This is a genomic window from Velazquezella soli (genome assembly GCF_977018685.1).
Genome location: NZ_CDRNXF010000005.1, coordinates 795,217 through 819,890, shown reverse-complemented (window position 1 = coordinate 819,890; position 24,674 = coordinate 795,217). Strand labels below are relative to the sequence as shown.

General features: G+C 61.7%; 23 protein-coding genes. 6 read left to right on the top strand and 17 right to left on the bottom strand.

From position 1 onward, the window contains the following. Window position 1: 1 nt before the first annotated feature. The 8 genes from AC0JZ8_RS24145 to AC0JZ8_RS24110 form a co-directional block, all read right to left on the bottom strand. Window positions 2-1,768, bottom strand: coding sequence for a hydantoinase B/oxoprolinase family protein (locus tag AC0JZ8_RS24145; protein ID WP_471893792.1), 1,767 nt, complete (start codon window positions 1,766-1,768; stop codon window positions 2-4). Then, on the bottom strand, window positions 1,765-2,658 hold the full coding sequence (locus tag AC0JZ8_RS24140) for an isocitrate lyase/PEP mutase family protein (RefSeq protein ID WP_471893791.1): 894 nt from the start codon (window positions 2,656-2,658) through the stop codon (window positions 1,765-1,767). Before AC0JZ8_RS24140 ends, AC0JZ8_RS24145 begins: the two co-directional genes overlap by 4 nt. 49 nt (window positions 2,659-2,707) lie before the next feature. Next, window positions 2,708-3,409 (bottom strand): ABC transporter ATP-binding protein, encoded by a 702-nt coding sequence (locus AC0JZ8_RS24135; RefSeq protein ID WP_325264294.1) that lies wholly within the window; start codon window positions 3,407-3,409, stop codon window positions 2,708-2,710. Continuing rightward, window positions 3,402-4,148 carry an ABC transporter ATP-binding protein gene (locus AC0JZ8_RS24130; protein ID WP_471893876.1) on the bottom strand — a complete coding sequence of 249 codons (747 nt, stop codon included), beginning with the start codon at window positions 4,146-4,148 and terminating at the stop codon, window positions 3,402-3,404. Before AC0JZ8_RS24130 ends, AC0JZ8_RS24135 begins: the two co-directional genes overlap by 8 nt. 11 nt (window positions 4,149-4,159) lie before the next feature. Continuing rightward, complete coding sequence (locus AC0JZ8_RS24125) at window positions 4,160-5,134, bottom strand: branched-chain amino acid ABC transporter permease (RefSeq protein ID WP_471893790.1); 975 nt, start codon at window positions 5,132-5,134, stop codon at window positions 4,160-4,162. Continuing rightward, window positions 5,131-6,003, bottom strand: a complete 873-nt coding sequence (locus tag AC0JZ8_RS24120) for a branched-chain amino acid ABC transporter permease (protein WP_062458510.1) — start codon at window positions 6,001-6,003, stop codon at window positions 5,131-5,133. The genes AC0JZ8_RS24125 and AC0JZ8_RS24120 overlap by 4 nt, the downstream gene beginning before the upstream one ends. A gap of 82 nt (window positions 6,004-6,085) precedes the next feature. Then, window positions 6,086-7,312, bottom strand: coding sequence for an ABC transporter substrate-binding protein (locus AC0JZ8_RS24115; RefSeq protein WP_471893789.1), 1,227 nt, complete (start codon window positions 7,310-7,312; stop codon window positions 6,086-6,088). After that, a complete protein-coding gene (locus AC0JZ8_RS24110) occupies window positions 7,309-8,109 on the bottom strand; it encodes a GntR family transcriptional regulator (RefSeq protein WP_244473911.1) in 801 nt (266 codons plus the stop codon). Before AC0JZ8_RS24110 ends, AC0JZ8_RS24115 begins: the two co-directional genes overlap by 4 nt. Window positions 8,110-8,259: 150 nt before the next feature. Between AC0JZ8_RS24110 and AC0JZ8_RS24105 the strand changes: the two genes are divergently transcribed. Together AC0JZ8_RS24105 and AC0JZ8_RS24100 are read left to right on the top strand one after the other, a co-directional pair. Next, window positions 8,260-10,245: an oxidoreductase gene (locus AC0JZ8_RS24105; protein WP_471893788.1), complete on the top strand. Its 1,986-nt coding sequence runs from the start codon at window positions 8,260-8,262 to the stop codon at window positions 10,243-10,245. A 22-nt stretch (window positions 10,246-10,267) separates the two neighbouring features. Then, complete coding sequence (locus AC0JZ8_RS24100; protein ID WP_062576682.1) at window positions 10,268-11,239, top strand: NAD-dependent epimerase/dehydratase family protein; 972 nt, start codon at window positions 10,268-10,270, stop codon at window positions 11,237-11,239. Window position 11,240: 1 nt separating this feature from the next. Here AC0JZ8_RS24100 and AC0JZ8_RS24095 read toward each other — a convergent pair whose 3' ends face one another. Next, window positions 11,241-11,987, bottom strand: a complete 747-nt coding sequence (locus AC0JZ8_RS24095) for an SDR family NAD(P)-dependent oxidoreductase (protein ID WP_092664416.1) — start codon at window positions 11,985-11,987, stop codon at window positions 11,241-11,243. Between the two features lie 125 nt (window positions 11,988-12,112). Between AC0JZ8_RS24095 and leuC the strand changes: the two genes are divergently transcribed. Both leuC and leuD read left to right on the top strand, forming a co-directional pair. Next, window positions 12,113-13,531 carry a 3-isopropylmalate dehydratase large subunit gene (gene leuC, locus AC0JZ8_RS24090; RefSeq protein ID WP_471893787.1) on the top strand — a complete coding sequence of 473 codons (1,419 nt, stop codon included), beginning with the start codon at window positions 12,113-12,115 and terminating at the stop codon, window positions 13,529-13,531. Next, window positions 13,528-14,148, top strand: coding sequence for a 3-isopropylmalate dehydratase small subunit (gene leuD / locus AC0JZ8_RS24085; protein ID WP_471893786.1), 621 nt, complete (start codon window positions 13,528-13,530; stop codon window positions 14,146-14,148). Before leuC ends, leuD begins: the two co-directional genes overlap by 4 nt. Before the next feature lie 80 nt (window positions 14,149-14,228). Here the strand turns inward: leuD and mce are convergent, their stop codons facing one another. From mce to denD, 4 genes are all read right to left on the bottom strand, one after another. Then, window positions 14,229-14,630 carry a methylmalonyl-CoA epimerase gene (mce, locus tag AC0JZ8_RS24080; RefSeq protein WP_471893785.1) on the bottom strand — a complete coding sequence of 134 codons (402 nt, stop codon included), beginning with the start codon at window positions 14,628-14,630 and terminating at the stop codon, window positions 14,229-14,231. Between the two features lie 6 nt (window positions 14,631-14,636). Next, a complete protein-coding gene (gene scpA, locus AC0JZ8_RS24075; RefSeq protein ID WP_471893784.1) occupies window positions 14,637-16,781 on the bottom strand; it encodes a methylmalonyl-CoA mutase in 2,145 nt (714 codons plus the stop codon). A gap of 82 nt (window positions 16,782-16,863) precedes the next feature. Next, the gene (locus tag AC0JZ8_RS24070) at window positions 16,864-17,748 is read right to left on the bottom strand and encodes an NAD(P)-dependent oxidoreductase (protein ID WP_471893783.1); all 885 of its coding nucleotides are present in this window, start codon (window positions 17,746-17,748) and stop codon (window positions 16,864-16,866) included. Next, on the bottom strand, window positions 17,745-18,728 hold the full coding sequence (gene denD, locus AC0JZ8_RS24065) for a D-erythronate dehydrogenase (RefSeq protein ID WP_471893782.1): 984 nt from the start codon (window positions 18,726-18,728) through the stop codon (window positions 17,745-17,747). The genes AC0JZ8_RS24070 and denD overlap by 4 nt, the downstream gene beginning before the upstream one ends. Before the next feature lie 173 nt (window positions 18,729-18,901). On the opposite strand from denD, the gene AC0JZ8_RS24060 reads away from it, so the two are divergent. Further along, window positions 18,902-20,338: an FAD-binding oxidoreductase gene (locus AC0JZ8_RS24060; RefSeq protein ID WP_471893781.1), complete on the top strand. Its 1,437-nt coding sequence runs from the start codon at window positions 18,902-18,904 to the stop codon at window positions 20,336-20,338. 26 nt (window positions 20,339-20,364) lie between these two features. Next, window positions 20,365-21,084 (top strand): FadR/GntR family transcriptional regulator, encoded by a 720-nt coding sequence (locus AC0JZ8_RS24055; RefSeq protein ID WP_113165028.1) that lies wholly within the window; start codon window positions 20,365-20,367, stop codon window positions 21,082-21,084. 57 nt (window positions 21,085-21,141) lie between these two features. Here the strand turns inward: AC0JZ8_RS24055 and AC0JZ8_RS24050 are convergent, their stop codons facing one another. The 4 genes from AC0JZ8_RS24050 to AC0JZ8_RS24035 are packed head-to-tail and all read right to left on the bottom strand — an operon-like array spanning window position 21,142 to window position 24,672. Further along, window positions 21,142-22,056, bottom strand: coding sequence for a TIM barrel protein (locus AC0JZ8_RS24050; protein WP_471893780.1), 915 nt, complete (start codon window positions 22,054-22,056; stop codon window positions 21,142-21,144). 14 nt (window positions 22,057-22,070) lie between these two features. Next, on the bottom strand, window positions 22,071-22,829 hold the full coding sequence (locus tag AC0JZ8_RS24045) for a glycerophosphodiester phosphodiesterase family protein (protein ID WP_471893779.1): 759 nt from the start codon (window positions 22,827-22,829) through the stop codon (window positions 22,071-22,073). A 20-nt stretch (window positions 22,830-22,849) separates the two neighbouring features. Then, the gene (locus AC0JZ8_RS24040) at window positions 22,850-23,731 is read right to left on the bottom strand and encodes an ABC transporter permease (RefSeq protein WP_471893778.1); all 882 of its coding nucleotides are present in this window, start codon (window positions 23,729-23,731) and stop codon (window positions 22,850-22,852) included. A 14-nt stretch (window positions 23,732-23,745) separates the two neighbouring features. Beyond that, window positions 23,746-24,672 carry an ABC transporter permease gene (locus AC0JZ8_RS24035; RefSeq protein WP_062458560.1) on the bottom strand — a complete coding sequence of 309 codons (927 nt, stop codon included), beginning with the start codon at window positions 24,670-24,672 and terminating at the stop codon, window positions 23,746-23,748. Window positions 24,673-24,674 lie beyond the last annotated feature (2 nt).

The following is a 24,674-nucleotide window of genomic DNA, read 5'->3' as shown; positions in this document are numbered from 1 at the left end:
CTCACGCGGCCACTCCCTTGCGCAGCTTGTCGGTTGCATCGTGGTCGATCTCGCCATCTGCGCCGATCACCACGCCGTAGAGGGCTTCCGCCTGGCTGGTGCTGACGAAGCCGAGGCGCACGTCATGCAGAACCTTGTCCGGGTCGCGCCCATGCGGATCGCCCCAGCCGCCACCTCCCGGCGTTTCCAACCGGATCCGCTTGCCGGGCTTCAGCCTCAGATCGGTGATCTTCGACGCCATCGGCGGAACGGCTTCGCCGCCGTCTTCCGTCTGCCAGGAGAACCGGTTCAATGCCGCTGACTCTCCGCCGACGACGCCGAACGGCGCGCGTCTGCCGCGTTCGCCGAGCAGCGCCACGTCGCCGCCGGTGAGAAGCTCCAGTTCATAGATAGAACCGACGCCGCCACGATGGGTGCCGGCACCGGCCGAATCCGGCCGCAGTGCCCATTGCGTGAACATGACGGGATAGGCCGCTTCCAGGATCTCCACCGGCGGAATGGTCGCGGTCGAAATCGGGTTGTTGGCGTGGTTCAAGCCATCCGACATCGGATTGCCGCCGAGACCGCCACCGAAGAACGAGAACATCACCCATCGCTTGTGGTCTGCCCTGTGACCGGCGAGCGACAATGCGTTGATCGTGCCGAACGGCGCCGCAGTCGCACGCGCCGGATCAGCCTGGGCAATGGCGCCGAGAACGACGCCGATCAGCCGCAGGATGGTTTCCGTATAGCCGGCAACCGGCTTTGGAGCATTTGCGCCGAGCAGCGAATTGTCGACGATGTTGAACGAGATAGGGCGGAGGCAACCCGCATTCGCCGGCACTTCGGTGAAGATATGCTTCAGCGCCACGTAGCAGGCGGCAATCGTCGTCGAGCGCGAGATATTGATCGGACCCTGGGCCGACTGGGTGGAGCGCGAAAAATCGAGCGCCATCGTGTCGCCGGAAATCGTCAGGTCGAGCGCCACCGTCAGCATCTCGTCGGTGATGCCGTCATTGTCGAGCACGTCTTCGAACGAATAGGTACCGTCGGGGATCGAAGCGATCGCCGAGCGCATCAGCGCTTCGGCGCGGTTCGAGAAAGCCTCGAACGCCGCATCGACTGTCGCTGGACCATATTCACCGAGAAGAGCGCCAAGCCGTTTCTCGCCGAGATCGAGCGCATTGAGCTGACCGTTGAGATCGCCCCAGTTCGACATCGGAACGCGGGAATTGGCGGACAGGATTTCGATGATGTCGTTGTTCATCTTGCCCGCGGAGATCAGCTTGACGACCGGGATCCGCACGCCTTCCTGGAAGCTTTCGACCGCCTTCGGATTGTAGCTGCCGGCGACATTGCCGCCGATGTCGAGCCAGTGACCGACCGAGGCCATCCAGCAGAACAGCTTTCCATCGCGGAAGATCGGCCGCACCAGACGGAAGTCGTTCAGATGCGTCCCGCCTTCGTAAGGGTCGTTGAAGATGAACGTATCGTTCTCCTGCAGGCCCCCTTCCCGCTCGACCTTGGAGATGACGGCGCGCACGGCAAACGCCATCGCCCCGACGAAGATCGGCAGGCCGGATGTGCCCTGCACCAGCGTATCGCCGGTCGTGGCGTGATAGATGCCGTGGCAGGCATCCTTGGCTTCGGCAATTGTCGGGTTGAAAGCCGAGCGATAGAGCGTCGCGTCCATTTCGTCTGCAATCTGCTCCAGCCGGCCCTTCAGAACCGCCAAAGTCACGGGATCAAGCGTCACGGCATCGGTCGTGACGGTAGCTTGCGAGCTCATGCCGCATCCTCTTCATGTCTGTCTTTTCCATCGGCATCTTCGTAGGTTCTGCCGAGCGCGAGCATGTCGGGCGTGCCGATCAGCGCATTGAGCCCGTTGAAATCGAACATCCGGTCGGCGAACGGCGCGTTGGATCCGGCAGCTGCCAGCGAGGCGTAATAATCGACCGCCGTCTTCGCCATTGCCCGGACGATTCCGCCCGGAAAGATGACGATCTGGAAGCCGAGATCGGACAATTCAGCTGCGTTGTGGATTGGCGTCGTGCCGCCCTCGACCATGTTGGCGACCAGCGGCTTGACGCCCTTCAGCGCGCCGGCGATGTCGCCCAGCTGCTCGCCACTCTTCGGCGCCTCGACGAACAGGATGTCGGCACCGGCTTGCGCATAAAGATGCGCGCGTTCCAGCGCCCGATCGATGCCTTCCATCTGCAGCGCATCGGTGCGCGCGATGATCAGCGTCTGTTCGTTGGCGCGGGCGTCGACTGCCGCCTTGATCTTTCCAACCATCTCTCCCGTGGAGACGACCGACTTGTCGTTCAGGTGACCGCAGCGCTTCGGCGTCGTCTGATCCTCGAGCTGGATGCCCTGGGCGCCCATCTTTTCAAACAGCCGCACCGTGCGCTGGACGTTGAGCGCATTGCCGTAGCCCGTGTCAGCATCGACGATGACAGGCACGGTCATCCGGTCGCAGATCATCGCGATCCGGTCGGCCACTTCCGCCATCGAGACGAGCCCGATATCGGGGCGTCCGAGATGGGTATAGGCGATGGCCGCACCGCTCAGATACACTGCGCGAAAGCCGGCGCCTGCTGCAATCGACGCCGTCAGGGCGTCAAACACTCCAGGCGCGACAATCGGAATGCCGCTCTTCAAATCCTGGCTGAGATTCATGGTGTGTTTCCTTGGTTCGTCGGTCTCTCTGGACCGTATTCTTCTTCGTTCAAAGGCCGAGATAGGCCCGTTTCAAGTCAGGATCGTCCCGAAGTTTGGCGGCGTCGCCGGACAGTGCGACCGAACCATTCTCCAGGATGTAGGCCCGGCTCGCGAGGTCCAGCGACTGCATCACGTTCTGCTCCACCAGCATGATCGGCAGTCCGTCGTCGCTCAGGCGGCGGATAAGGGAGAACATTTCCTCGACCAGAAGGGGCGACAGGCCGAGCGAAGGCTCGTCGAGGATCAGAAGCTTGGGTTCGCTCATCAGGCCGCGGCCGATCGCCAACATCTGCTGCTCGCCGCCCGACAGCGTGCCGGCGAACTGCCGGGTCCGTTCCTTCAGCCGCGGAAAGATTGCGAACACCTTTTCGATATTGCCGGCCCGGACCCGCTTCGGCCGGCAATAGCCACCGAGTTCGAGATTTTCCAGAATGGTCAGGTTGGGAAAGATCTTGCGACCTTCCGGCACGTGGATGAGGCCGGATGCGACGATTTCGCGGGCAGTGGCGCCCAGTATCTCACGGCCGTCGAAACGAACCGAGCCGCTGCGGGCGGGCTGTACCCCTGATAGTACCTTGTTGAGCGTGGTCTTGCCGACGCCGTTCGATCCGAGCACGGCGACCACCTCGCCCTTGCCGACGGAAAGGCTGAGGCCGCGAAGGACTTCCGTTCCGCCATAGCCGGCGCGCAGGTCTGCGATCTCAAGCATGGGCTGCTCCTTCCGCCTTGATGCGCGCTGCAGCGCCGTGGCCGAGATAGGCCTCGATCACTGCCGTATCGGTACACACCAACCGCGGCTCGCCGCTTGCAATCATCTTGCCCTGCGACAGCACGTAGACGGTGTCGCAGAGGTTCATCACCGCCTGCATGATGTGTTCGATCATCAGGATCGTGACGCCCTCCTCGCGGATCTGCCGGATGATCGGCAAAACGTCACGGATTTCGGATGGGTTGAGCCCAGCCAGTACCTCATCGAGCAGCAACAGCTTCGGCTGCGTCGCGAGTGCCCTTGCCAGTTCGAGCCGCTTGCGGCCGGCAATCGTGAGGCCCGAGGCAAGCTTGTCGAGTTCGTGGCCAAGACCGACTTTCTCAGCCGTCAGGGTCGCAAGACGTCTCGCCTCGGCCGGATCCTTGGTGTGAAGGAAGGCACCGACGGCGATGTTGTCGCGAACGTCAAGACCTGCAAAAGGCTGGACGATCTGGAACGTGCGCGCCAATCCGCGACGCGCCCTCAGGTGCGGCTTCTCGCCGGTAATGTCCTCGTTCTGAAACGTGACCGTTCCCGCATTGGGGCTGAGGAAGCCGGCGATCATTGCAAACAGTGTCGTCTTGCCGGCCCCATTGGGACCGATCAGCCCGGTGATCGAACCCTCCGCCACATCGATCGTTGCATCGTCGACGGCGAGAAGCCCGGAAAATCGCTTGGTGAGATTGTGCGCTTTCAACATGGTCATGCCCCTCACATCGCCTTGCCGCGGCTCTTGCGCCGATACCAGAGATCCGCCACGAAGCCTCTGATCCCGTTCGGTGCGAAAGCGACGCAGAGAATGAGAATGATGCCGAAGACGACGAGATCGACGCCGGCGATGCCGCCCGAAAACGACTTGGTGATTTCGCCGAGACCCAAAAGCAGGACCGAGCCGATCAGCGGACCGAGCATCGTGCCTGCGCCACCGACGATTGCCGCAAACAGCGCCTCGATCGAGATCCACGAGCCGTAGGCGACATTGGCATCGATGAAGAGGAAGTTCTGCACGTAGAGGCAGCCGGCAAGCGCGGTGATTGCGGCAGACAGAGTGATCGCCTGCATCTTGATCCTGAAGATATCGACGCCGAGCGCCTGCGCCGCCTGATCGTTTTCACGAAGCGCGATGAGATAGGCGCCAAAGGCGGATCGTTCCAGCCAACGGGTCAGAAGCAAGCCGCCTGCCACGAAGCCGATGAGGATCAGCAGGAACCAGCGGCGGTCGGAGAATTGCAGATAGGCAAAGCCGTTGTTGATCGACACAAGCATGCCGGCAGCGCCACCGGTGAAATCCCAGCTGTTGGCGAGGATGCGCAGCACTTCCGCAAATGCCAGCGTGATCAGCGCGAAATAGGATCCTTTTAGGCCTGCCCGGAAGCTCAGAAAGCCGATCAGGGCGCCGACGGCCGCACCGAGGATGACGCCGCAGACAAGGCCGACCCAGGCATTGATGCCGAAGCTGGTCTGCAGGATCGTCGTCGTATAGGCGCCAGTACCGAAAAAGGCCGCGTGTCCGAAGGAGGAGAGCCCGCCATAGCCGCCGAGAACATTCCAGCCCTGCGCCGTCAGCGCGATGATCATCATGAAGATCAGGAGATTGAGAATGTTGCCCGGCAGCCCGGCAATGGCTGCGATGCCGACCACGCCGAGAAAGGCAAGGGCCGCGATGAATTCGAAGTTCTTCTTCATGCGCGTGCTCCAAACAGGCCGGTGGGCTTCACCAGAAGCACGAGAATGAAAATGAGGAAGATGCCGATCTGGCCGAGGCTATCGCCGAGGAAGAGGCTGGAAATGGCTTCGACGACGCCGATCAGCAGGCCCCCGATCAGGGCGCCAGGGATCGATCCCATGCCGCCGAGAACCACGATGGTGAAAGCGACCAGAACGAATGCCGCCCCTGTCGTGGGGCTGACATAGAAGGAGGGCATCAGCAGCCCGCCGGCAATCGCCAGACAGGCGGTACCGATCGCAAATGTCATGGCATAGACATGCGCGACATTGATCCCGACAAGGCTGGCGCCGAGTTTTTCCTTGGCAACGGCGCGGATCGCCTTGCCGATATCGGTGCGGTTGAGGATCGCCCACAGAAGGACGGCGGTCACGACCGAGACTCCGAGCCCGATCACCCTCGGCAGTGAGAGGAGGAGCGGACCGAGCGGCACGATCTCGAACGCGTAATCTGTCGCAATAGTGCGGGTGTCGGAATTGAACCCGGCGAGAAGCAGGTTCTGGATGACGATCGAAAGACCAAGGGTGGCGAGCAGAATGCCGTTGTCGGAGCCGCGACTGGCCGGACCGATGATGAAACGCTGCAGACAATAGCCGATCGCGAACATTAACGGCGTGACGACGAGGATGGCCACGTAGGGATCAAGGCCGAACCTGTCAGAGGCCAGCCAGACGAGATACATCGCGACCGTCAGCAAGGCGCCGTGGGCGAAATTGACGATGTGCAGCACGCCATAGATGAGGGTGAGCCCGAGGGCGATCAGCGCATAGACGGCACCGAGCATCAGGCCGTTCATCAACGCTTCGAAAATGATTGTCGGCGAATACATGATTTTCCTTCGAAGAAGGGCTTGCCGGAATGGCCCGGGACAGAAACGCCGCCCCGGGCCTGCCGCACTCGCTGGGTATGGATTAGCCGTTGGCCGGGAACTTGGGCTTGGCCTGGGCGAACTGCTCCGGATAGATGACCTTGATCTGGCCACCCTGAACCTGGGTATTGAGCGGAAGCGCGTTGACGTTCTGGCCGGTCGCATCGAACTTCGACTTGCCGTAGGGCATCACGCCGCTGTCGAACTCGTTCTTCTGCAAGGCTTCGATGATCGCGCCGCTTTCGGCACTCTTTGCAAATTCCAGCGCCTGCGCTGCGACCTTGACAACCGAATAGTTGATCGGCGCGTTGTAGGCGTAGAACTTGCCGGCGGCCTGAACGGCCTGCATCAGCTTGTCGTTGGTGGGGTTCTTGGGATCGCCCCAGTGGTTGACGTCCATCACGCCTTCTGCCGCTTCCGGGAATTCCTTGACGAACCGGTAGCTGGAGGCCGCACCGCCGAAGAGAGCATAGATACCGCCCTTCGGCTTGACCCGCTGCTGTTGCAGTGTGCGGGCGAACAGCACGAATTCGTTGAAGTAATGCGAGGGAATGATGAGGTCGGGCTGCAGCGAACGCAGGCGGAGAACAACATTCGACATGTCGCGCGCCGGTGTCGGGTGCGAGATCGCCTCGACCACTTCGAAGCCGAGGGCAGGCAGGCGAGCCTGCATCAGCTTGGCGAGACCCGAGCCGAGAAGACCGTCTTCATGGACGATCGCCACAGTCTTTGCGGCCTTGCCGGAAGCGTCGTTGATGGTCACGAGGTTCTTCAGCGCGACGTCGGCCGCCATCGAGAAGCTGGGGTTGAAACGGAAGACGTTTTTCAGGTTGCGGGTCATCAGCGCGTCGGAGACGGCGCAGTCGATGATGAAGGGAAGCTCGTAGCGGGCCGCGGCCTGGGTCGCGGTCATGGAAATGCCGCTGGCAAAACCGCCGACGACGATCGCAGCGCCATCCGCCTTCAGCTGTTCGGTCGCCTGGGCGCCGGCTTCGGCATTCGAACGGCTGTCGCCGATCAGAAGTTCGAGCTTGGCGCCGCCGAGCGACTTGATGCCGCCGGCATCGTTGATTTCCTTGATCGCATATTCCGCGCCGATCCGTGCCAGATCGCCGTCGCCGGCAAAGCCACCGGTCATCGGCTGCAGCAGGCCGATCTTGACCGTCGGCGCCTGTGCCCGGCTGAGACCGGGTGCCGCAAGGACCATCGCCGAGACACCGCCAACCTTCAGCACCGTGCGCCGGGAGACCGAGTTCGTGAACTTCTTCATTCCTTCACCACCCTCTTAGGATTGCGGGGGCCGGATGCCCGCTCGTTACGGTAGACCTCGGACGTAGGGCTCCAGTGCCGGCTCCCTTCAGTGCCCTTGCGTACGAGGTTCATTTGCAGGCTGTATCTGTCGGGACGGTAGAGCGCTTGGAGATACTCCATGCCGCGCCCTCCCTTGCCGTAGACGACGCGGGTCAGCGCGATGAGGGGCGAGCCCACACCGATACCAAGGGCCTCGGCCACTTCCGGATTGGCAAGAACCGCACCCACTTCCTGCCATGCCGTTTCGGCACGCAGACCGGCTCTCTCCATCAGCTCAAGGAGAGCCATATGGGCAAGGTCTTCACGCGAATATTCTCGACCGACACGTTCGGGCACGTAGGCTGTCAGGTACGAGAAGGGAAGGTCGTCGAAGGAGCGCACGCGCACCGACTTCTGAACCCGCTCGTCGTCTTCGAGATGCAAGGCCTCGGCAACCTTCTCGGGCGCCTCGATATAGTCAAAAGAGATCAGCTTGACCGCCGTCGTGCGCCCCATTTCAATGAGGTGCGCAAAGGCATTCGACAGGTCGGCCGTGGCCATCTGGGCAAAGTTGGAGCCCCGCACATAGGTGCCGGATCCGACCCGCTTGTCGACCAGGTCTTCGGCGGAAAGTAGATCGAGCGCGAGCCGGACTGTGACCCGCGAAACCCCGTATTGTTCAGCCAACGCAAGCTCGCTCGGCAGGCGCATGCCGGCCTTCAGCTCGCCCGAAACGATCTTGTCCCGCAGCAGAAGATAGACCTTCTGAGTCTTCAAGGGTTCGGTCGCCGGCCTCAACGTGAGCTCCCAATCTATCTTATTTTTAATACAGGTTTTGTATAAAACGGCTGACAGATCTCGTCAATGCCCATATAACACTCAGCAGACGTATTTGCCTATATGCAGTGCAACATGCGAGATTGTGCGATGCAAGAGAGATCTGCCGGAACCGAGTTTTCACGTGCGATGGCGCCGCTTGCCGTGGGCAATCTCACGTTTCGCAACCGCATTCTCGTTCCGGCGCACACGACCAATTTCGGCGAAAACCACCTGCCGAGCGAGCGCCACCTTGCCTATCACCGTGAACGTGCGAGGGGCGGTGTCGGTGCGATCATCTTTGAATCCATCCGCGTTCACGCGAACTCGCTTGGCCGGCCGCAGGCCGTCTGTGGCTTCGACCCTGCCTGTATCGAACCGTTCCGCAGGATTACCGAGGCTGTCAAAGCGGAAGGCGCGCGGATCCTTGGCCAGATCATCCATCTCGGCCGGCAGGTTGAGGGCGATTTTGAGCGAACGGTCTCCTGGGGCCCATCGCCGATTGCGTGGGCGACATCCGCGCTGCCGCCACGCCCGATGGATCGCGCCGACATGGATGCGGTGATCGAAGGGCATGTGCTGACCGCGCGCCATCTCATGGCGGCGGGCTTCGAGGGGATCGAGCTGCAGATGGCACATGGCCATCTTCTGCAGCAGTTCCTTTCACCGCTTTCGAACAACCGTGACGACGCGTATGGCGGCTCGGCGGAAAACCGGATGCGGTTTCCGCTTGAGGTCCTGCAGGCTGTCCGCGCGGAAGTCGGTCGCGATTTCTGTCTGGGCATTCGCCTCAGTGGCGATGAGTATGTCGAGGGCGGGATCACCATCGATCAGGCCGAGAGGACCGCGGTGTCACTTGCGGCGGCCGAGAAGATCGACTTCTTCAATGTCTCGCATTCCGCCTATCACGCCTCCTATTCGCTCGCTTCGCAGATGGCCGACATGGCAATCGATCCGGAACCATTCCGGTCGTTGCCGGCGCGGATCCGCGTCGCTTTACGCGGCGAAGGCCACGACATTCCCGTCTTCGCCGTCTGTCGGTTCAACACGCTGGCAGAAGCCGACGCGATCATTGCGGCCGGCGGCGCGGATGCGGTGGGTATGGCGCGTGCCCACCTTGCCGAGCCCGCCATCGTCAACAAGACGATCGAGGGACGGATGAACGAAATCCGCACCTGCATTGCCTGCAACCAGGGCTGCGCCGGGATGCTGGAAAAGAACCTGCCGATCCGCTGTCTGGTCAATCCACGTGCCGGGCTGGAAGGCGAATGGCCGGAACTTGCCGCGACAGGCACGCAATCACCCAAACGCTTGCTCGTGGTCGGCGGCGGACCGGCCGGGTTGGAGGCGGCGCGTACGGCAGCGGAGCGCGGCCATATCGTGACGCTGTGGGAAAAGCAGGACGATCTCGGCGGTCAGTTTCGCGACGCGGTGAAGATGCCGAAGCGCGCCGAATTCCGAACCCTGATGGAAGAGCAGATTGCCGATCTCGGTCGGTTCGGTGTGACGGTGGTAACAGGCAAGCATGCCGATGCCGCATCGATTGCCGATTTTGCGGCCGATGCAGTGTTTCTGGCGACAGGTTCGATGCCCGTTCGCGCAGAATTTGCCGGTGGCGGAAAGGCCTTCACGATCGTCGAGGCACTTGACGACCCGGCAGTGCTCGGCACCGACGTGGCCCTGTTCGACCGCACCGGCGAATGGGCCGCACTGACGCTTGCGGAACATCTCGCCGACCTCGGCAAAAAGGTGACGTTCTTCTCGCCGGCCGGCGGCATCGCCTGGCGCACGACCATCTACTCGACACTCGCAAACCTGAAACGGCTGCGCGAGAAAAAGGTGAGGATCGCAACGCTCCGGAAGGTCACAGCCTTCGACGGCAAGACCCTGGCGGTCGAGGATCTTTCGACCGGCGAGAGCGAGTTGCATATGGGGTTCACCGGTCTCGTGGCAGCCGAGCACAATTTTGCGGACCAGTCCCTGTTCCAGCAGCTCCGTCATCTTGACGTGCCCGTCCGGCAGATCGGCGACAACCTTGCGCCGCGCACGGCCCTTGAAGCCGTCTATCACGGCCATCTCTCGGCTCGAGACCTATGAGATCTGGAAGGAGTAACACTCGATGAGCATTCTGATAACGGGTGCCGCCGGCTTCCTTGGGCTGAACCTGATCGAGGTCTTAAATGCCCAGAGCCAACCAGTCGTTGCCCTCAACGATCGCGCTCTTCCCACAGCCTTTGCCGTGAAGCCGGGTGTCACGGTCGAATTGGCGGACGTGCGGGATCGCGTGGCGATCGCCGACATTCTCTCGCGCCACGACATTAGCTGCATCATCCATGCGGCTGCGATCACCCTTGGGCCAAAGAGTGCCATCGCATCGGCAAGCGACGCCTTCGACGTCAATACGGTCTCGGTAGCGATCCTGCTTGAGGAGGGTCGGAAAGCCGGCATCCGCCGCTTCGTCTACCCGAGCTCCTCCGCCGTCTACGGCGCGGCGCCCTTCGATGGCGCAGCCGTGACCGAAGAGACGAACCCGATGCCCACGACGCTTTACGGCTTTACCAAGCTTGCCAGCGAAAGACTGGTTGTCGAAGCGGGGAAAAGTTTTGGCATATCCACAGTGCGGGCGCGCATCACCGCGGTGTTCGGGCCGCACGAGCATGAGACTGGCGTGCGCGAAACGATGAGCCCGCCCTTCCAGATCGCCGCCAAGGCGATGGCGGGTGAGGATGTTCTCCTGCCCACGGGCGGCGCTCGCGACTGGACGAGCAGCCGAGACATCGCGAAAGCGCTTGCGCTGCTTGCAATGCGCGAAAGCCTGCCTTCGGATCTCTACAATCTCAGCGTTGGCCAAACCTGGCATCTAAGCCGCCTCAGTGCGCATCTGGCGAAAGCCTATCCCGGCTGGCGCTTTGCTGAGGGAAAGGCCGATGGCAGCGACAGCGCGATCGCCTTCAACGACGACCTCTCCCGACGTCGCCATGCGGTCTCGGCCAAGAAATTCGAAACGGATTTCGGCTTCCGCTTCATGGCGCCGGACGAGGCCTGCGCAGACTATGTCCGCTGGCTTGCCGATAAGACCCATGCCTCGTGAACTACCGCGCCGTATAGCCGCCGTCGGCCAGCACGTCGGTGCCGGTGATGAAGCTTGCCTCGTCGGAGACGAGAAAAAGCGCCGTCGCGGCAATCTCCTCCGGTGTTCCGATCCGACCGATCGGATGAAGAGGAGCGAGCATTTCGATGACCGCCGCCTCGCTGCCGGCCTGTCGGGTGACACGGCTCGTCAACACCGCACCCGGCGAAAGACTGACGGCACGAATGCCCTGATCGGCGTGGTCGAGCGCGAGACTGCGGGTGAGCGAATGCAGCCCGGCTTTGCTCGCCGAATAGGCGGCACGCCCGGGCGTCGTCACATGTCCGAGCTGGGACGCGATATTGAGGATGACGCCGCCCTGTTTGCCGAGATGCGGCACGCCGTATTTGCAGATCAGGAAAGCGCCCGTGAGATTGACATCCAGCGTCTTGCGCCAGCTTTCGAACGGGATGTCGCAGACGGTGCCAAGCGGCGTCTCGGTTGCCGCGTTGTTGACGAGGATATCGATACGGCCGAACCGGCTGGCAACCGCGTCGATGCAGGCCTCGACCGAAGCCGGATCGGCAACATCGCATGGAATTGCAAGGCAGCGATCAGGGTCAGAGCCATCGGTTGGAACGGCGTCGAGATCGAGCATCGCGACGCTTGCGCCAGCCGAGGCGAACCTCTTGGCGATCGCCCGCCCGATATCGCCGCCCGCGCCGGTGATGATGGCGACGCGGCCTTCAAGGCATTGAGGAGAAAACATGCATCACCCTTCAGGAGAATACGAACACTTCGGATCGTCTGTCATCATCGCTTGATTTGCAAATTGAATCTGTCTTAATCTCAATACAGATTTTGAGGGCCTTAGCCGGCCTTGAGGAGTTGATAATGCCGAGGGAACACCGTCCACAGACACTGTTCAACAGGATCTGGCAGAACCACGTGATCGCATCGCAGACCGATGGGCAGCAGCTGCTCTTCATCGATCGGCACCTGGTTCACGAAGGGTCGTTCCACGGTTTCAACAAGCTGAAGGACAAGAATGCGCGGGTCTCCCGGCCAGACCTCACCTTTGGTATCGTCGACCATTATGCGCCCACGCGGGTACGCGACATTATCCGGATCGATGCCGCCATTGCGGGGATGATCACCCAGCTGGAGGAGAACTGTCTTGCCAATGATGTCCGCATCTTCGGGCTAAACGACCCGCGCCAGGGCATTGTCCACGTGGTCGGCCCGGAGCAGGCAATCACTCTACCCGGCGCCACGATCGTATGCGGCGACAGCCACACCTCGACGCATGGCGCTTTTGGCGCAATCGCGTTCGGCATCGGCGCTTCGGAAGTGGCGCATGTCCTGATGACCCAGACGCTGTGGCAGAAAAAGCCGAAATCGATGCGGGTCCGCTTCGACGGCAAGCTTGGGCCTGGAATCACCGCCAAGGACATGGCACTGGCGATGATCGCCGCGATCGGTGCCGATGGCGCCCAGGGCCATGCGATCGAATATACCGGCTCGGCGGTCGAGGGGCTGTCGATGGAAGGTCGGCTGACACTCTGCAACCTCTCGATCGAAAGCGGCGCGCGCTGCGGCCTTATCGCCCCAGACATGACGACGGTGAATTTTCTGCGCAACCGGCCGCTCGCACCGAAAGGCGATCTGTTCGAGCGTGCAGCCGAAGCCTGGCTTTCCCTGCGCGGCGATGACGACGCCCCCTTCGAGCGCGAGCTGGTGATTGACGGCAGCGAGATTGCACCTGTTGTCACTTGGGGTATCAGCCCCGAAGACGCGCTGCCGATCACGTCCGCGGTGCCGTTGCCCGACGACATGACCGACGAGTCACGCGCGGCCCATACGCGCGAAGCGATCGACTATATGGGTCTGAAACCCGGCATGCCGCTGACAGAAATTCCGGTCGACCGCGTCTTCATCGGCTCTTGCACCAACAGCCGTATCGAAGACCTCAGAGCCGCCGCTGCCGTGCTTTCCGGCCGAAAATCTGCCGTTCCGGGCCTGGTATCGCCAGGATCGTCGCTTGTCAAACACCAGGCCGAACAAGAGGGCCTCGACCGGATCTTCGTGGATGCCGGATTGGAATGGGTCGATTCCGGCTGTTCGATGTGTGTCGGCATGAATGGTGATCTCGTTCCACCGGGCGAACGCTGCGCCTCCACCACCAACCGAAATTTCAAAGGCCGACAGGGGCCGAAGTCACGCACGCACCTGATGTCGCCGGCCATGGTCGCCGCCGCCGCTGTGACCGGTCACCTGACCGATGTTCGAGATCTGATGGGAGGCCGCAGTTGAGACCGTTCAAGACCCTCGACGCAAAAGCCGCGCCGCTGCCTTTTGCAAGCGTCGATACCGATCAGCTGATCCCGGCGCGCTTCATGAAGCGCTCGCGATCGGAGGGATACGGCCAGTACCTCCTGTACGACATGCGCTTCGACGGAGAAGGAAATCCGATCCAGGATTTCCCGTTGAACAACCCTGCCCGCGCAGGCGCCGAAATCCTTGTGGGACGGCGTAATTTTGGCGCGGGTTCCTCGCGGGAGGCGGCCGTTTACGCGCTTGTCGACTACGGTTTTCGCTGTGTCATCGCGCCGAGCTTCGGCGATATTTTTGCATCGAACTCCGTCAACAACGGCCTTCTGCCGTTGCGGGTGACGGAAGAGGACGCCGAGACCATTCTTTCGCTGCTCGAGAATGGCCAGGACCGTGCCTTTGTCGATCTCGAAACCTGCGAGATCCGGCTCGCCAACCATGTCTTCCGCTTCGAGATAGAGCCCGTCTGGCGCACCAAGCTCCTCAACGGCTGGGATGATCTCGACCTCACAGCAAGCTATGCCGACGACATTGCCCGCTACGTGGTCTCGGACAGAGAACGCCACCCGTGGCTCCAGGAGATCCCGGCTTCGGCATGAGAGACTGCGGCAAGTCCGGCACGTGATCTGGATTGGCTCATTGCGTTGGGTGGCGCTCGCAGGCAGCCAACAGTTACCCGTCAGGCCTGCTCGAACTCAATCAGCGTGCCTTGAAAATCCTTGGGGTGAACGAAGATCACCGGTTTTCCGTGGGCGCCGATCTTCGGCTGGCCGTCGCCCAGAATGCGTGCGCCCGTCTCGACGATCCTTGCGGAGGCGGCTTTGATGTCGTCGACCTCGAAGCACAGGTGGTGGATGCCGCCGGACGGGTTCTTGTCCAGAAAGCTCGTGATCGGTGACGTCTCTCCGAAGGGGTGGAGAAGCTCGATCTTGGTGTTGGGCATTTCGACGAACACGACAGTCACGCCATGCTCGGCCAAATCCTGTGGCGCGGAGACAGACGCGCCGAGGCCGCGATACTGATCGGCTGCAGCTACCAGATCCGGCACCGCGATTGCGACGTGATTGAGTTTCCCGATCATCGTGCCTCACACATTTCTGCGTTTTCCTTCAAGGAGATCGATCACGGCGTTGGCGGCATCAAGGACGTTTGTGCCGGGCCCGAACACGGCAGCGACGCCGTTTTCGAGGAGGTAGTCGTAGTCCTGACGCGGAATGACGCCGCCCACCACGACGATGATATCGTTTGCACCCTTGCGCCTGAGCGCCTCGACCAGTTGCGGGGCAAGCGTCCTGTGACCGGCTGCCAGCGACGACATGCCGACCACCTGAACCTTCTGCTGGATTGCCAGATCGGCGGCCTCATCCGGCGTCTGGAACAGCGGGCCGGCCAGAACCTCAAAGCCGATATCGCCGAAGGCCGAGGCGATGACCTTGGCGCCACGATCGTGGCCGTCCTGGCCGAGCTTTGCGACCATGATCCTCGGCTTGGCCTTAGCCGATGTGTATTCGGCAAGACGCCTAGTCAGCGTTTCGTATTCCGGGTCGCCCTCGTAGGCAGGGCCGTAGATATCGCTGACCACATCCGGCATGGCCGCATGATCGCCGAATGCCTTGCGCATCGCATCCGACATCTCGCCGACCGTGGCACGCGCGCGCGCTGCCTCGACGGCAGCCGCCAGAAGATTGCCGCGGCCCGACGTCGCGACGTCGCCAAGGGCTGCAAGCGTCGTTTCCACCTTTTGCGGGTCGCGCTTGCGGCGCACCTCTTCCAGCCGCTCGATCTGGCCGTTGCGCACGGCCGTGTTGTCGATGGCGAGAATGTCGATTTCGTCTTCCGTCTCAAGCCTGTATTTGTTGACGCCGACGATGATCTCCTCGCCGCGGTCGACCTTGACCTGGCGCAGCGTCGCCGCCTCCTCGATCAGCCGTTTTGGCAGGCCGTCGGCGACAGCCTTGGTCATGCCGCCGAGCGTCTCGATCTCCTCGATCAGGGCCCAGGCCTTTTCCGCGAGCTCGCTGGTCAGGCTTTCGACGTAATAGGAGCCCGCCAGCGGATCGACGACCTTGGTGACGCCGGTTTCGTGGGCAAGGATCAACTGCGTGTTGCGGGCAATGCGGGCGGAAAATTCGGTCGGCAGCGCCATCGCTTCATCCAGCGCGTTGGTGTGCAGCGACTGGGTGCCGCCGAGCACGGCCGACATTGCCTCGTATGCCGTGCGGATGACGTTGTTATACGGATCCTGCTCGGCCAGAGAGACGCCCGACGTTTGGCAATGGGTACGCAGCATCAGCGAGCCCGGCTTCTTCGGCGCGAACTCCTCCATGATCCTCGACCATAGAAGACGGGCGGCGCGCAGCTTCGCCGCCTCCATGAAGAAGTTCATGCCGATGGCGAAGAAGAAAGACAGGCGTCCGGCAAACTCGTCGACATCGAGGCCCTTGGCGATCGCGGCGCGCACATATTCGCGACCGTCGGCGAGCGTGAAGGCCAGTTCCTGGACCAGCGTCGCACCCGCCTCCTGCATGTGATAGCCGGAAATGGAGATCGAGTTGAAGCGCGGCATTTCTCTTGCGGTGTATTCGATGATGTCCGCAACGATCCGCATCGAGGGTTCGGGCGGATAGATATACGTGTTGCGGACCATGAACTCCTTGAGGATGTCGTTCTGGATGGTGCCCGAAAGCTGCGAGCGCTCGCATCCCTGTTCTTCGCCGGCGACGATGAAGGCGGCAAGGATCGGGATCACCGCACCGTTCATGGTCATCGATACGGACATGTCTTTCAGCGGAATGCCGTCGAACAGGATCTTCATGTCCTCAACCGAGTCGATCGCGACGCCTGCCTTGCCGACATCGCCCTCGACGCGCGGGTGGTCGCTGTCGTAGCCGCGGTGGGTGGCAAGGTCGAAGGCGACGGACAAGCCCTTCTGGCCGGCAGCCAGATTACGCCGGTAAAAGGCATTGGAAGCCTGCGCCGTCGAAAAACCGGCATATTGGCGAATCGTCCAGGGTCGACCGGCATACATGGTCGCCCGCGGACCGCGTACGAAAGGCTTGATCCCAGGCATCGTATCGAGATGCGAGATGCCGTCGAGATCGTCTGCCGTATAGAGCGGCTTGATGTCGATCCCTTCCGCCGTGTGCCAGACCAGCGTGTCAGGTGAAGCCTTCAGCTCCCGCTCGGCAAGAGCTTTCCAGGCCTGGGTCTTTTCCCCGGTATCTTTTGACAAAAGCATCCCCCTCAGCGCTTCGTTTCAATCGACAGCCTATCAGGTATCGCCTCAGCCAGCCGGGTCAAGCCTTTCGAAAGAACTACGGGTTCAGCTTTTCGAGATGAAGGAGCAATCCGCTGTGATCGAGCGGCCCGCCGCCGTCCTCGACGAAATCCGTGAACTCCGCCCTCACCCCGCTGGTCAGCGGCAGCGTGAGGGAGAGGGCGTCGGCAACGTCCATGACCGCGTTGAGATCCTTCAACTGGTTCTTTGCCGTGCCACCGGGGTCGAACGCCCGCTCCACCATACGGCGACCATGGATTTCGAGGATGCGACTGTCGGCGAAACCGCCGCGGATTGCGTTGCGGAAGGCTTCGCGGGAAGCGCCACCGGCTTCGACAAGGATCATGGCCTCGGCGACCGCACCGATCGTGACCGCAACGATCTGCTGGTTGGCGAGCTTGCAGATTTGTCCCGCGCCGCTCGGGCCCACATGGGTTACCCGACCCATTGCCGAAAACATGTCTTGGAGGCTTGCGACCACATCCGCATCACCGCCCGCCATGATCGCAAGCGTGCCAGCCTCGGCACCGACGACACCACCGGACACCGGCGCATCCACATGGGCAACGCCCAATTCCTCAAGCTTTGCTGAATGCTCCTTGGCGGTGGCAGGCGCAATCGAACTCATGTCGATCACCCTGCCGCCCTTAGCCAGAAGTGCGGCACAACCGCTCCCGAACAGGACGTCGCCAACGGCCTTGCCATCCGTCAGCATGGTGATGACGATATCGGCGCCATCGACGGCCTCTGCCGGTGATGCCGCGACGGTAGCCCCATCGCTCTCGAGCGCCTTGGCCTTATCCGGATTGCGGTTCCAGACGGCGATTGAATATCCCGCCTGAAGCAGCCGGCGCGCCATAGGCGCCCCCATCAGACCTGTTCCGAGGAAGGCAATCTTTTTCGAGGGGTTTGCGACAGTCATGGCAGCTTCCCCCCAAGCTCATCCTCGATATGGACCTGGATGATCTCGTCGAAATTCTTCTCCGCCGTGAACCCCAGTTCGATCGCGCGTTTTGCCTCAAAACCCGGAGCCCAGCCTGCGACCATCTTCATGATCATCTCGTTCGGCTCGCGCCGAATGAGATTGACCGCCTTGTCGCCCGCGATCCGCCGCAGTGCTTCGATCTGCTCGCCGACCGTGGCGCTGACGCCTGGCATCGAAAGGCTTCTCTGTGCCCCGAGTTTCGCCAGATCGAGATCCGCCGCATGGACAAGATACCCGACGGCTGAGCGCGGCGACGTGTGCCAATGGCGCGTGCTGTCCGGCACCGGCAGAACGGCCTCCTCGCCGATCAGCGGTTCGCGCAGGATGTTGGAAAAGAAGCCGGATGCGGCCTTGTTCGGCTTGCCCGGCCGGATGCAGACGGTGGGCAGGCGAATGCCGATGCCATCGAAAAAACCACGGCGCGAATAGTCTGCCAGAAGCAACTCGGACATCGCCTTCTGAGTGCCATAGCTGGTCAGCGGCGTCAGGTGGAAATCGTCCGGGATCAACAGCGGCAAGGGCGCGCCGACCACGGCGATGGACGATGTGAAGACCACGCGCGGCTTGTAGCCGTCAGCTTGGTGGGCCAGGCGGATCGCATCGAACAGATAGCGCGTGCCGTCGAGATTGATCCGGTAACCTTTGTCGAAATCGAGTTCGGCTTCGGCCGAGACGATGGCTGCGAGATGATAGATCAGATCCGGACGACCTTCGACCAGGGTTTCGGCGACGCCCGGCGTCGACAGATCCACCGCGAAACTGTCGATCGCCACGGTGGTTTCGGGTTTTTCCGGACTGACCACGTCGACCAGCGTCAATTTTTCGATCGCGGCGCCACCGACCGCTCCCTCCCGAAGCAGCCGCGTCGTCAGTTTGCGCCCGACCATTCCGGCCGCGCCGATAATCAAGATATGCATGGAACCTCCCTTTTCCGAAGAGTTCGCAGAGCGTTGCGAACCCGGCATGATTTTTCTTGTACGGTTGTCTGATAACCTTATATGGTTTGTCCAGCCTTACCGGGTGAAAAAGAGGTTATCAAGAAGCCGCGCCTTTCCAAAGAGCGGACGGATGAGCCCAAGGGAGAGACATCATGGCATTGGATCTTGAGGATAGCCCGGCCATCTCGCTGACCGCCTCGTTGGGCAGCGACATCGTGATCCGCGACGAGACCGAGATTGCGCGCTACTGCCGCGACTGGCATGGCGACGTTTCCAGCAGTGCCGTTGCTGTGCTACGCCCGCGCTCGACGCAGGAGGTCGCCGCCTGTGTAAAAGCCTGTCGCGCGCTGAACCTCGCTATCGTTCCGCAAGGCGGCAATACCGGGCTTGTGCTCGGCGGGATACCTGATGATCCGGTACGCCAGGTCGTGATCAGTCTTGAGCGGATGAATGCGATCCGCAATATCGACGCTGACGATTTTTCCGCCGTGGTGGAGGCCGGGTGCATCCTCTCCGAACTCAAGGACGCGATCGCCGACAGGGCGATGTTCTTCCCGCTCGCACTCGGCGCACAGGGCAGCTGCCGAATTGGCGGCAACGTCTCGACCAATGCCGGCGGCATCAATGTGCTGCGTTACGGCATGACCCGCGAGCTGGTGCTGGGACTTGAAGTGGTGCTGCCCGACGGTTCGATCCTCAACGGGCTCTCGACGCTTCGCAAGGACAACCGCGGCATCGATCTGAAGCAGCTGTTCATCGGTGCCGAGGGCACGCTCGGCATCATTACCGCCGTTTCGGTCAAGCTTACTCCCTACCCCGATCAAGTCGCGACAGCACTTCTAGGCCTCGCCTCACTCGAGGACGTCATTACCCTTTACCGGCGGGCACGTCGGGATTGCTGCGATCTGATGTCGGCCTTCGAATTCATGCCGCCGCTTGCCCTGACGCTCGCGAGAGAAGCGATCCCCGACCTGCCCGTGCCGATGTCGGGCGACTATCCGGCCTATGTCCTGATGGAGATATCGGGATCTGGCCTCGTCGACATCCAGAACCTGATGGAGCGCTTTCTGGAGGGTGTGATGGAGGGTGGTCTCGTTCTCGACGGGACGCTGGCATCCTCTCAGGCGCAGGCGAAAAACCTCTGGCTGATCCGCGAAGGCATGAACGAGGGACAGGCCAAGCGCGGCGCCCATATGCGAAGCGATGTCTCCGTTCCGCTCTCTCAACTGCCGGCCTTCGTTCATGACGCCGAGCAGGCGATCCATGCCGCCCTTCCCGATTGTATCTGCGTATCCTACGGCCATGTGGGCGATGGCAACGTGCATCTCAACTGTCTGCCGCCTTCGGATCTTTCGGCAGCGGACAAGGCTGAACGGATCTATCGGTCCAAGACCGTGCTCAACGAGGTGGTGGACCAGTATTCCGGCAGCATCAGCGCCGAACATGGCATTGGCCGCTTGAAGCAGAGGGATTTCGATGTCAGGCTTCCCGAGACAAAGCGCAAGTTGCTGACTGCGATCAAGCGGGCGATCGATCCCGACCTCGTGATGAACCCGGGATGCCAGTTGAATTTATCGGCAGAGTCGTAGAAACCATCCGTAACAGGAAGGCGGCCTTGGCTTTGACGGATTTCAACCAGATCAGGCGCAACGCGCATCTACCGGCCCGGATCGCCGCGGAAATCGGACGCGAGATCGTGGAGGGACGGATCGCGTCCGGAGAAAAGCTGCCGACCGAACATCTGCTTGCCCAGACATTCGGTGTCAGCCGGTCGGTGGTGCGCGAAGCCATTGCACAGTTGCGCAATGAAGGACTGGTGGAGACACGCCAGGGCGTCGGTGCCTTTGCAACGGAAAAGGATCGTCGCCAGATGATCCGCGTCGAGCCGGCCGACCTGTCCGATCCCGAGAATTTCCGAGACCTGTTTCAGCTGCGTCTGGCGCTCGAAGTCGAGGCGGCAGCGCTTGCGGCCGTCAGCCATACGCCTGATGATCTGAAGCGTCTCGACGAGGTTCTGGCTCAGATGACCGGTGCCGCCAAATGGACTGAGGAAGGCATCGCTGCCGATCTTGCCTTCCACCGCGCCGTCGCGGCTGCAACCCGCAACGATTATTTCATCCAGTTCATCGGCTTCATCGCCGAGCGTATCCAGCTCACGATCAACGCCGCGAGGGCGAAGGCCGTGCTGGAAGAGATCGTGGAAGTGACGATCGCCGAGCATGTGGCAATCCGCGACGCGATTGCGGCCCGCGACGCGTCCCGGGCCAGAAGCGCCATGCGCGATCATCTCGATGGCGCGTCCGGCCGTCTCAATCTGGAACTCACGGTTCCCTAAGGGCGGACCTCAAAGGGCCAGAGCGGGGGTAGTTTCTCTCCCCCGCCCCTTTCGACGTTATTCTGCAGCGATCGCCGAAAGGCGTCCGTTCAAAGCCATGAGGCCCTTTGCCCGTTCCAGGCTTGCAGGCTGTTCGGCATGGTAGCGCCGTCCGATTTCCATCATCAGCACGGTGCCGGGAAGGAACGTCAGTTCCGAGAAGATGTCTTCCCAGTCGATGTCGCCCCAGCCGAGCGGCATGTGCAGATCGCCGATGCCGAGCGCAGTGTTTTCCTGCACGTGGTAACCCTTGTAGAAAGCCTGCGGGCGGCCGAAGCTGTCATGGACATGCAGATGGCCGGCAACAGACGCCATGGCACGCAGCTCCTCACGGAAGTTCAGGCCGCGATAGGTCGACTCGATATAGGCGTGGCTGAAGTCGATCAGTGCCACGAGGTTCGGATGCCCGATCGTCTTGACCGTTTCGGCGATCTGTGTCGGTGTCTGGCGATACTGGCCGGACTCCGTGGTGAAGATGTTTTCAAACGCGACCCGAACACCGTAAGGCTTGCAGAATTCGGCGAGTTCGAACAGCGCTTCGCGTTCTCGGGCGTCGGCTTCGGCGCGCTCCATGATCTGTTCGGCGCGGAGGTTGCCGCCGTGCTGGACCAGGATGCCGGCACCGATGCGGTCGCAGATCTGCGCAAGCGCCTTGGCGGCGTCGAGCTGGTAGCGGCAGGTTTCCGGCTCCATGAAGTTCGAGGAGACGAGGCCATGAACCGTGTAGCGGAAGTCGAACTGCTTTGTCAGCGCCACAAGCCGATCGGCGCGCTCTTCGATGATGCGTCCGCCAGCGATGAGATCGAGGCTGGTCAGGCCGAGTTCGACGGTATCGACGCCGATCTCGCTCAGGATGCGAAGTTCCTTTTCTAGGCTTTCAAACTCTCCATTGGTGGAGCCGGCATTGAAGCCTGTGCCGATGATGTTGCTCATTGTCGTATTCCTTTTCAGGCAGGTTCGGATTGGAACTGGGTTTCGCGTCTCAGCTTGAGTGCGAGGTCCGGGCTGTCGGAGGTCAGGTGACCGATGCCCCGTTCGAGCCAGCGCCGGATCAGCGCCTCGTCGTTCAGGGTCCAGACGCAAAGGCGCTCGAGCGGAAGCCTGCCGGTGATGAGCGCCCATTCGGCATCCATCAGCTCGTGATGGACAGCGATGATATCGCCAAGATCGACGACCTTCTCGAGAAAGCGTTCGAGGCCGCCTTGTTTGTCGGCCCATTCCGCATTGACAGACACGAGGCGCGCAATGTCAGGAGCAATGCGCTGGCATTCCTCGAGAACGGAGAGGTCGAAGGAGGTCAGATGGCAGCGCTCGGCCAGACCGAACCGCTCGATTTCCGCGACGACTTTTTCCGCAATGCCCGAATAGGGCTGCTTGGATTCGTCGGACTTGATTTCGACATGCAGCTGCTTGCCTTCAGATCTCGCCAGGACGGCGAGGACGTCGGCCAGCGTCGGCACGGTGTCATCAGAACCGTCGAGATGCGTTTCGCCACGAATCTCCGGCGTCAGCGAGCGGACCGGTCCTGTCCTGTCGGTCGTGCGATCGAGCGTCGCGTCGTGGATGACGACCAGTTCGCAGGCATCGGTCAGGTGCACGTCGAATTCGATCGCATCCACACCCAGATCCAGCACGTTGCGAAAGCCGGTCATGGAGTTTTCAGGCCAGAGATTGCGGGCTCCCCGGTGGCCGGTGATCTTCGTCATTGTCGTCTCCTGAAGTGTGATCAGCGAAGGGTCGGATCGAGCTTGTCGCGCAGCCAGTCACCAACGAGCGAGATGGAAAGCGTCGTCACCATGATGACGAAGGCCGGCGCCAGCATGATCCACGGCGCCCGTGTCAGGTATTCGCGGCCGAAGCCCACCATGTTGCCAAGGCTGGTTTCCGGCGGCTGCACACCGAGGCCCAAAAACGAGAGCCCGCTTTCCATCAGGATGATTTCCGGAAAGGTCAGCGTCATCGAGACGATCAGGGTCGAGGCAACGTTCGGCAGGATGTGGTGAAGATAGACGCGGCCAGGCGTGGCGCCGAGCTGCACAACGGCAGACGCATAGCCTTGCGCACTGGCCGAGATCGCGAGACCGCGGGCGATGCGGGCATAGCGCTCCCAGCCATAAAACCCCATCAAACCAATCAAAAGCGGCATCGACGAACCGAAGAAGGCGAGGACGGCGAGCGACATGATCAGGAACGGCAGGGCAGCCTGGAAATCGGCGAGCACGAGGACAAGATGCTCGACCGCGCCCCGAAACTTTGCTGCGGCAAAGCCAAGCACGGTGCCGAACACGGCGGAGATGATCGTTGCACCAAAGGCGATTGCCAGCGATACGCGGATCGACTGCAGCAGGCGCGACAGGACATCGCGGCCGAGTTCGTCAGTGCCCAGCAGATGCGCGGGATTGCCGGGCAGCGACAGACGGGCGCGCAGATCCATGGCGGTGATGCCATAAGGGCGGATCACGTCTGCGAACACGGCAACCAGCACCATTCCGATCAACCAGACGATGCCGAAGGTAACGGAGAACGGAACCTTGCGGACCTGCTTGATGAAGCGGGTAAAGAGAGACAGGTTGGGCGATTGTGGTCGGGCGATATCGGTAACAGTCATGACCGGCCTCCTCTCTAGTGAGCGCTCTGGGCGCGAAGCCGTGGATCGAGAAAGCCGTAGAGCAGGTCGACGATGAGGTTCGACACGACCATGGTGGCGGCGACCAGGAGCAGGATGCACTGGACGACAGCGAGATCCCGGTTGCTGACAGAGACGACGAGCAGGCGTCCGATGCCGGGCCAGGAGAAGATCGATTCCACCACCACGGCGCCGGCGATCAGCGTGCCGACCATGAACCCGACGATGGTGACGATCGGAACAGCGGCATTCGGCAGCGCATGCTTCCAGACGACATCCTGCCACTTCATCCCCTTGGCAGAAGCCGTGCGGATATAGGGCTGGCCCATCACCTCGATCATCGCACTTCTCGAAAAGCGCGCGAGAATGCCGATACCGCCGATGCTCATCGTCAGCGTCGGCAGGATGCCGTGCTGCCACGTGTCCTGCCCACCGGATGGAAGCAGCCCGAGCGTGATCGAAAAGATCAGCACCAGAAGCAGGCCCATGACGAAGGACGGAATGGTGAAGCCGAAAATGGCAGCCAGAATAACGCCGCGATCGATCGCGCTCTGGCGATGCAGGGCCGCATAGACGCCGGCCGGGATGCCGATCACGACCTTCAGGAACAGCGCCGGGATCGTCAGCTGAAGGGTTGCCGGAATGCGCTCGATCACCAGCTGCATGGCCGAGGCCTTGTCACGCATGGAGACGCCGAAATCGCCGGTGAAGATCGCCCGGATATAGGAGAGGTACTGGATCCACAGCGGCTGATCGAGGCCCCAGGCCTTGCGGAAGGCATCGACGGATTCTTGCGGAACATCGGGACCAAGCATGACCTGGGCCGGATCACCCGACAGCCGCAACACGACGAAGGCAAAGGTGATGACGGCAAGGATGGTGATGAGCGCGCGAAGAAGGCGGATGGAAGCGAAACGAAACATCG

What these genes read in the sequence shown, in the direction of transcription:
- AC0JZ8_RS24145 (WP_471893792.1), bottom strand. Translation starts at nt 1,768, where the DNA reads ATGAGCTCGCAAGCTACCGTCACGACCGATGCCGTGACGCTTGATCCC.
- AC0JZ8_RS24140 (WP_471893791.1), bottom strand. Translation starts at nt 2,658, where the DNA reads ATGAATCTCAGCCAGGATTTGAAGAGCGGCATTCCGATTGTCGCGCCT.
- AC0JZ8_RS24135 (WP_325264294.1), bottom strand. Translation starts at nt 3,409, where the DNA reads ATGCTTGAGATCGCAGACCTGCGCGCCGGCTATGGCGGAACGGAAGTC.
- AC0JZ8_RS24130 (WP_471893876.1), bottom strand. Translation starts at nt 4,148, where the DNA reads ATGTTGAAAGCGCACAATCTCACCAAGCGATTTTCCGGGCTTCTCGCC.
- AC0JZ8_RS24125 (WP_471893790.1), bottom strand. Translation starts at nt 5,134, where the DNA reads ATGAAGAAGAACTTCGAATTCATCGCGGCCCTTGCCTTTCTCGGCGTG.
- AC0JZ8_RS24120 (WP_062458510.1), bottom strand. Translation starts at nt 6,003, where the DNA reads ATGTATTCGCCGACAATCATTTTCGAAGCGTTGATGAACGGCCTGATG.
- AC0JZ8_RS24115 (WP_471893789.1), bottom strand. Translation starts at nt 7,312, where the DNA reads ATGAAGAAGTTCACGAACTCGGTCTCCCGGCGCACGGTGCTGAAGGTT.
- AC0JZ8_RS24105 (WP_471893788.1), top strand. Translation starts at nt 8,260, where the DNA reads ATGCAAGAGAGATCTGCCGGAACCGAGTTTTCACGTGCGATGGCGCCG.
- AC0JZ8_RS24100 (WP_062576682.1), top strand. Translation starts at nt 10,268, where the DNA reads ATGAGCATTCTGATAACGGGTGCCGCCGGCTTCCTTGGGCTGAACCTG.
- AC0JZ8_RS24095 (WP_092664416.1), bottom strand. Translation starts at nt 11,987, where the DNA reads ATGTTTTCTCCTCAATGCCTTGAAGGCCGCGTCGCCATCATCACCGGC.
- leuC (WP_471893787.1), top strand. Translation starts at nt 12,113, where the DNA reads ATGCCGAGGGAACACCGTCCACAGACACTGTTCAACAGGATCTGGCAG.
- mce (WP_471893785.1), bottom strand. Translation starts at nt 14,630, where the DNA reads ATGATCGGGAAACTCAATCACGTCGCAATCGCGGTGCCGGATCTGGTA.
- AC0JZ8_RS24070 (WP_471893783.1), bottom strand. Translation starts at nt 17,748, where the DNA reads ATGACTGTCGCAAACCCCTCGAAAAAGATTGCCTTCCTCGGAACAGGT.
- denD (WP_471893782.1), bottom strand. Translation starts at nt 18,728, where the DNA reads ATGCATATCTTGATTATCGGCGCGGCCGGAATGGTCGGGCGCAAACTG.
- AC0JZ8_RS24060 (WP_471893781.1), top strand. Translation starts at nt 18,902, where the DNA reads ATGGCATTGGATCTTGAGGATAGCCCGGCCATCTCGCTGACCGCCTCG.
- AC0JZ8_RS24050 (WP_471893780.1), bottom strand. Translation starts at nt 22,056, where the DNA reads ATGAGCAACATCATCGGCACAGGCTTCAATGCCGGCTCCACCAATGGA.
- AC0JZ8_RS24045 (WP_471893779.1), bottom strand. Translation starts at nt 22,829, where the DNA reads ATGACGAAGATCACCGGCCACCGGGGAGCCCGCAATCTCTGGCCTGAA.
- AC0JZ8_RS24040 (WP_471893778.1), bottom strand. Translation starts at nt 23,731, where the DNA reads ATGACTGTTACCGATATCGCCCGACCACAATCGCCCAACCTGTCTCTC.
- AC0JZ8_RS24035 (WP_062458560.1), bottom strand. Translation starts at nt 24,672, where the DNA reads ATGTTTCGTTTCGCTTCCATCCGCCTTCTTCGCGCGCTCATCACCATC.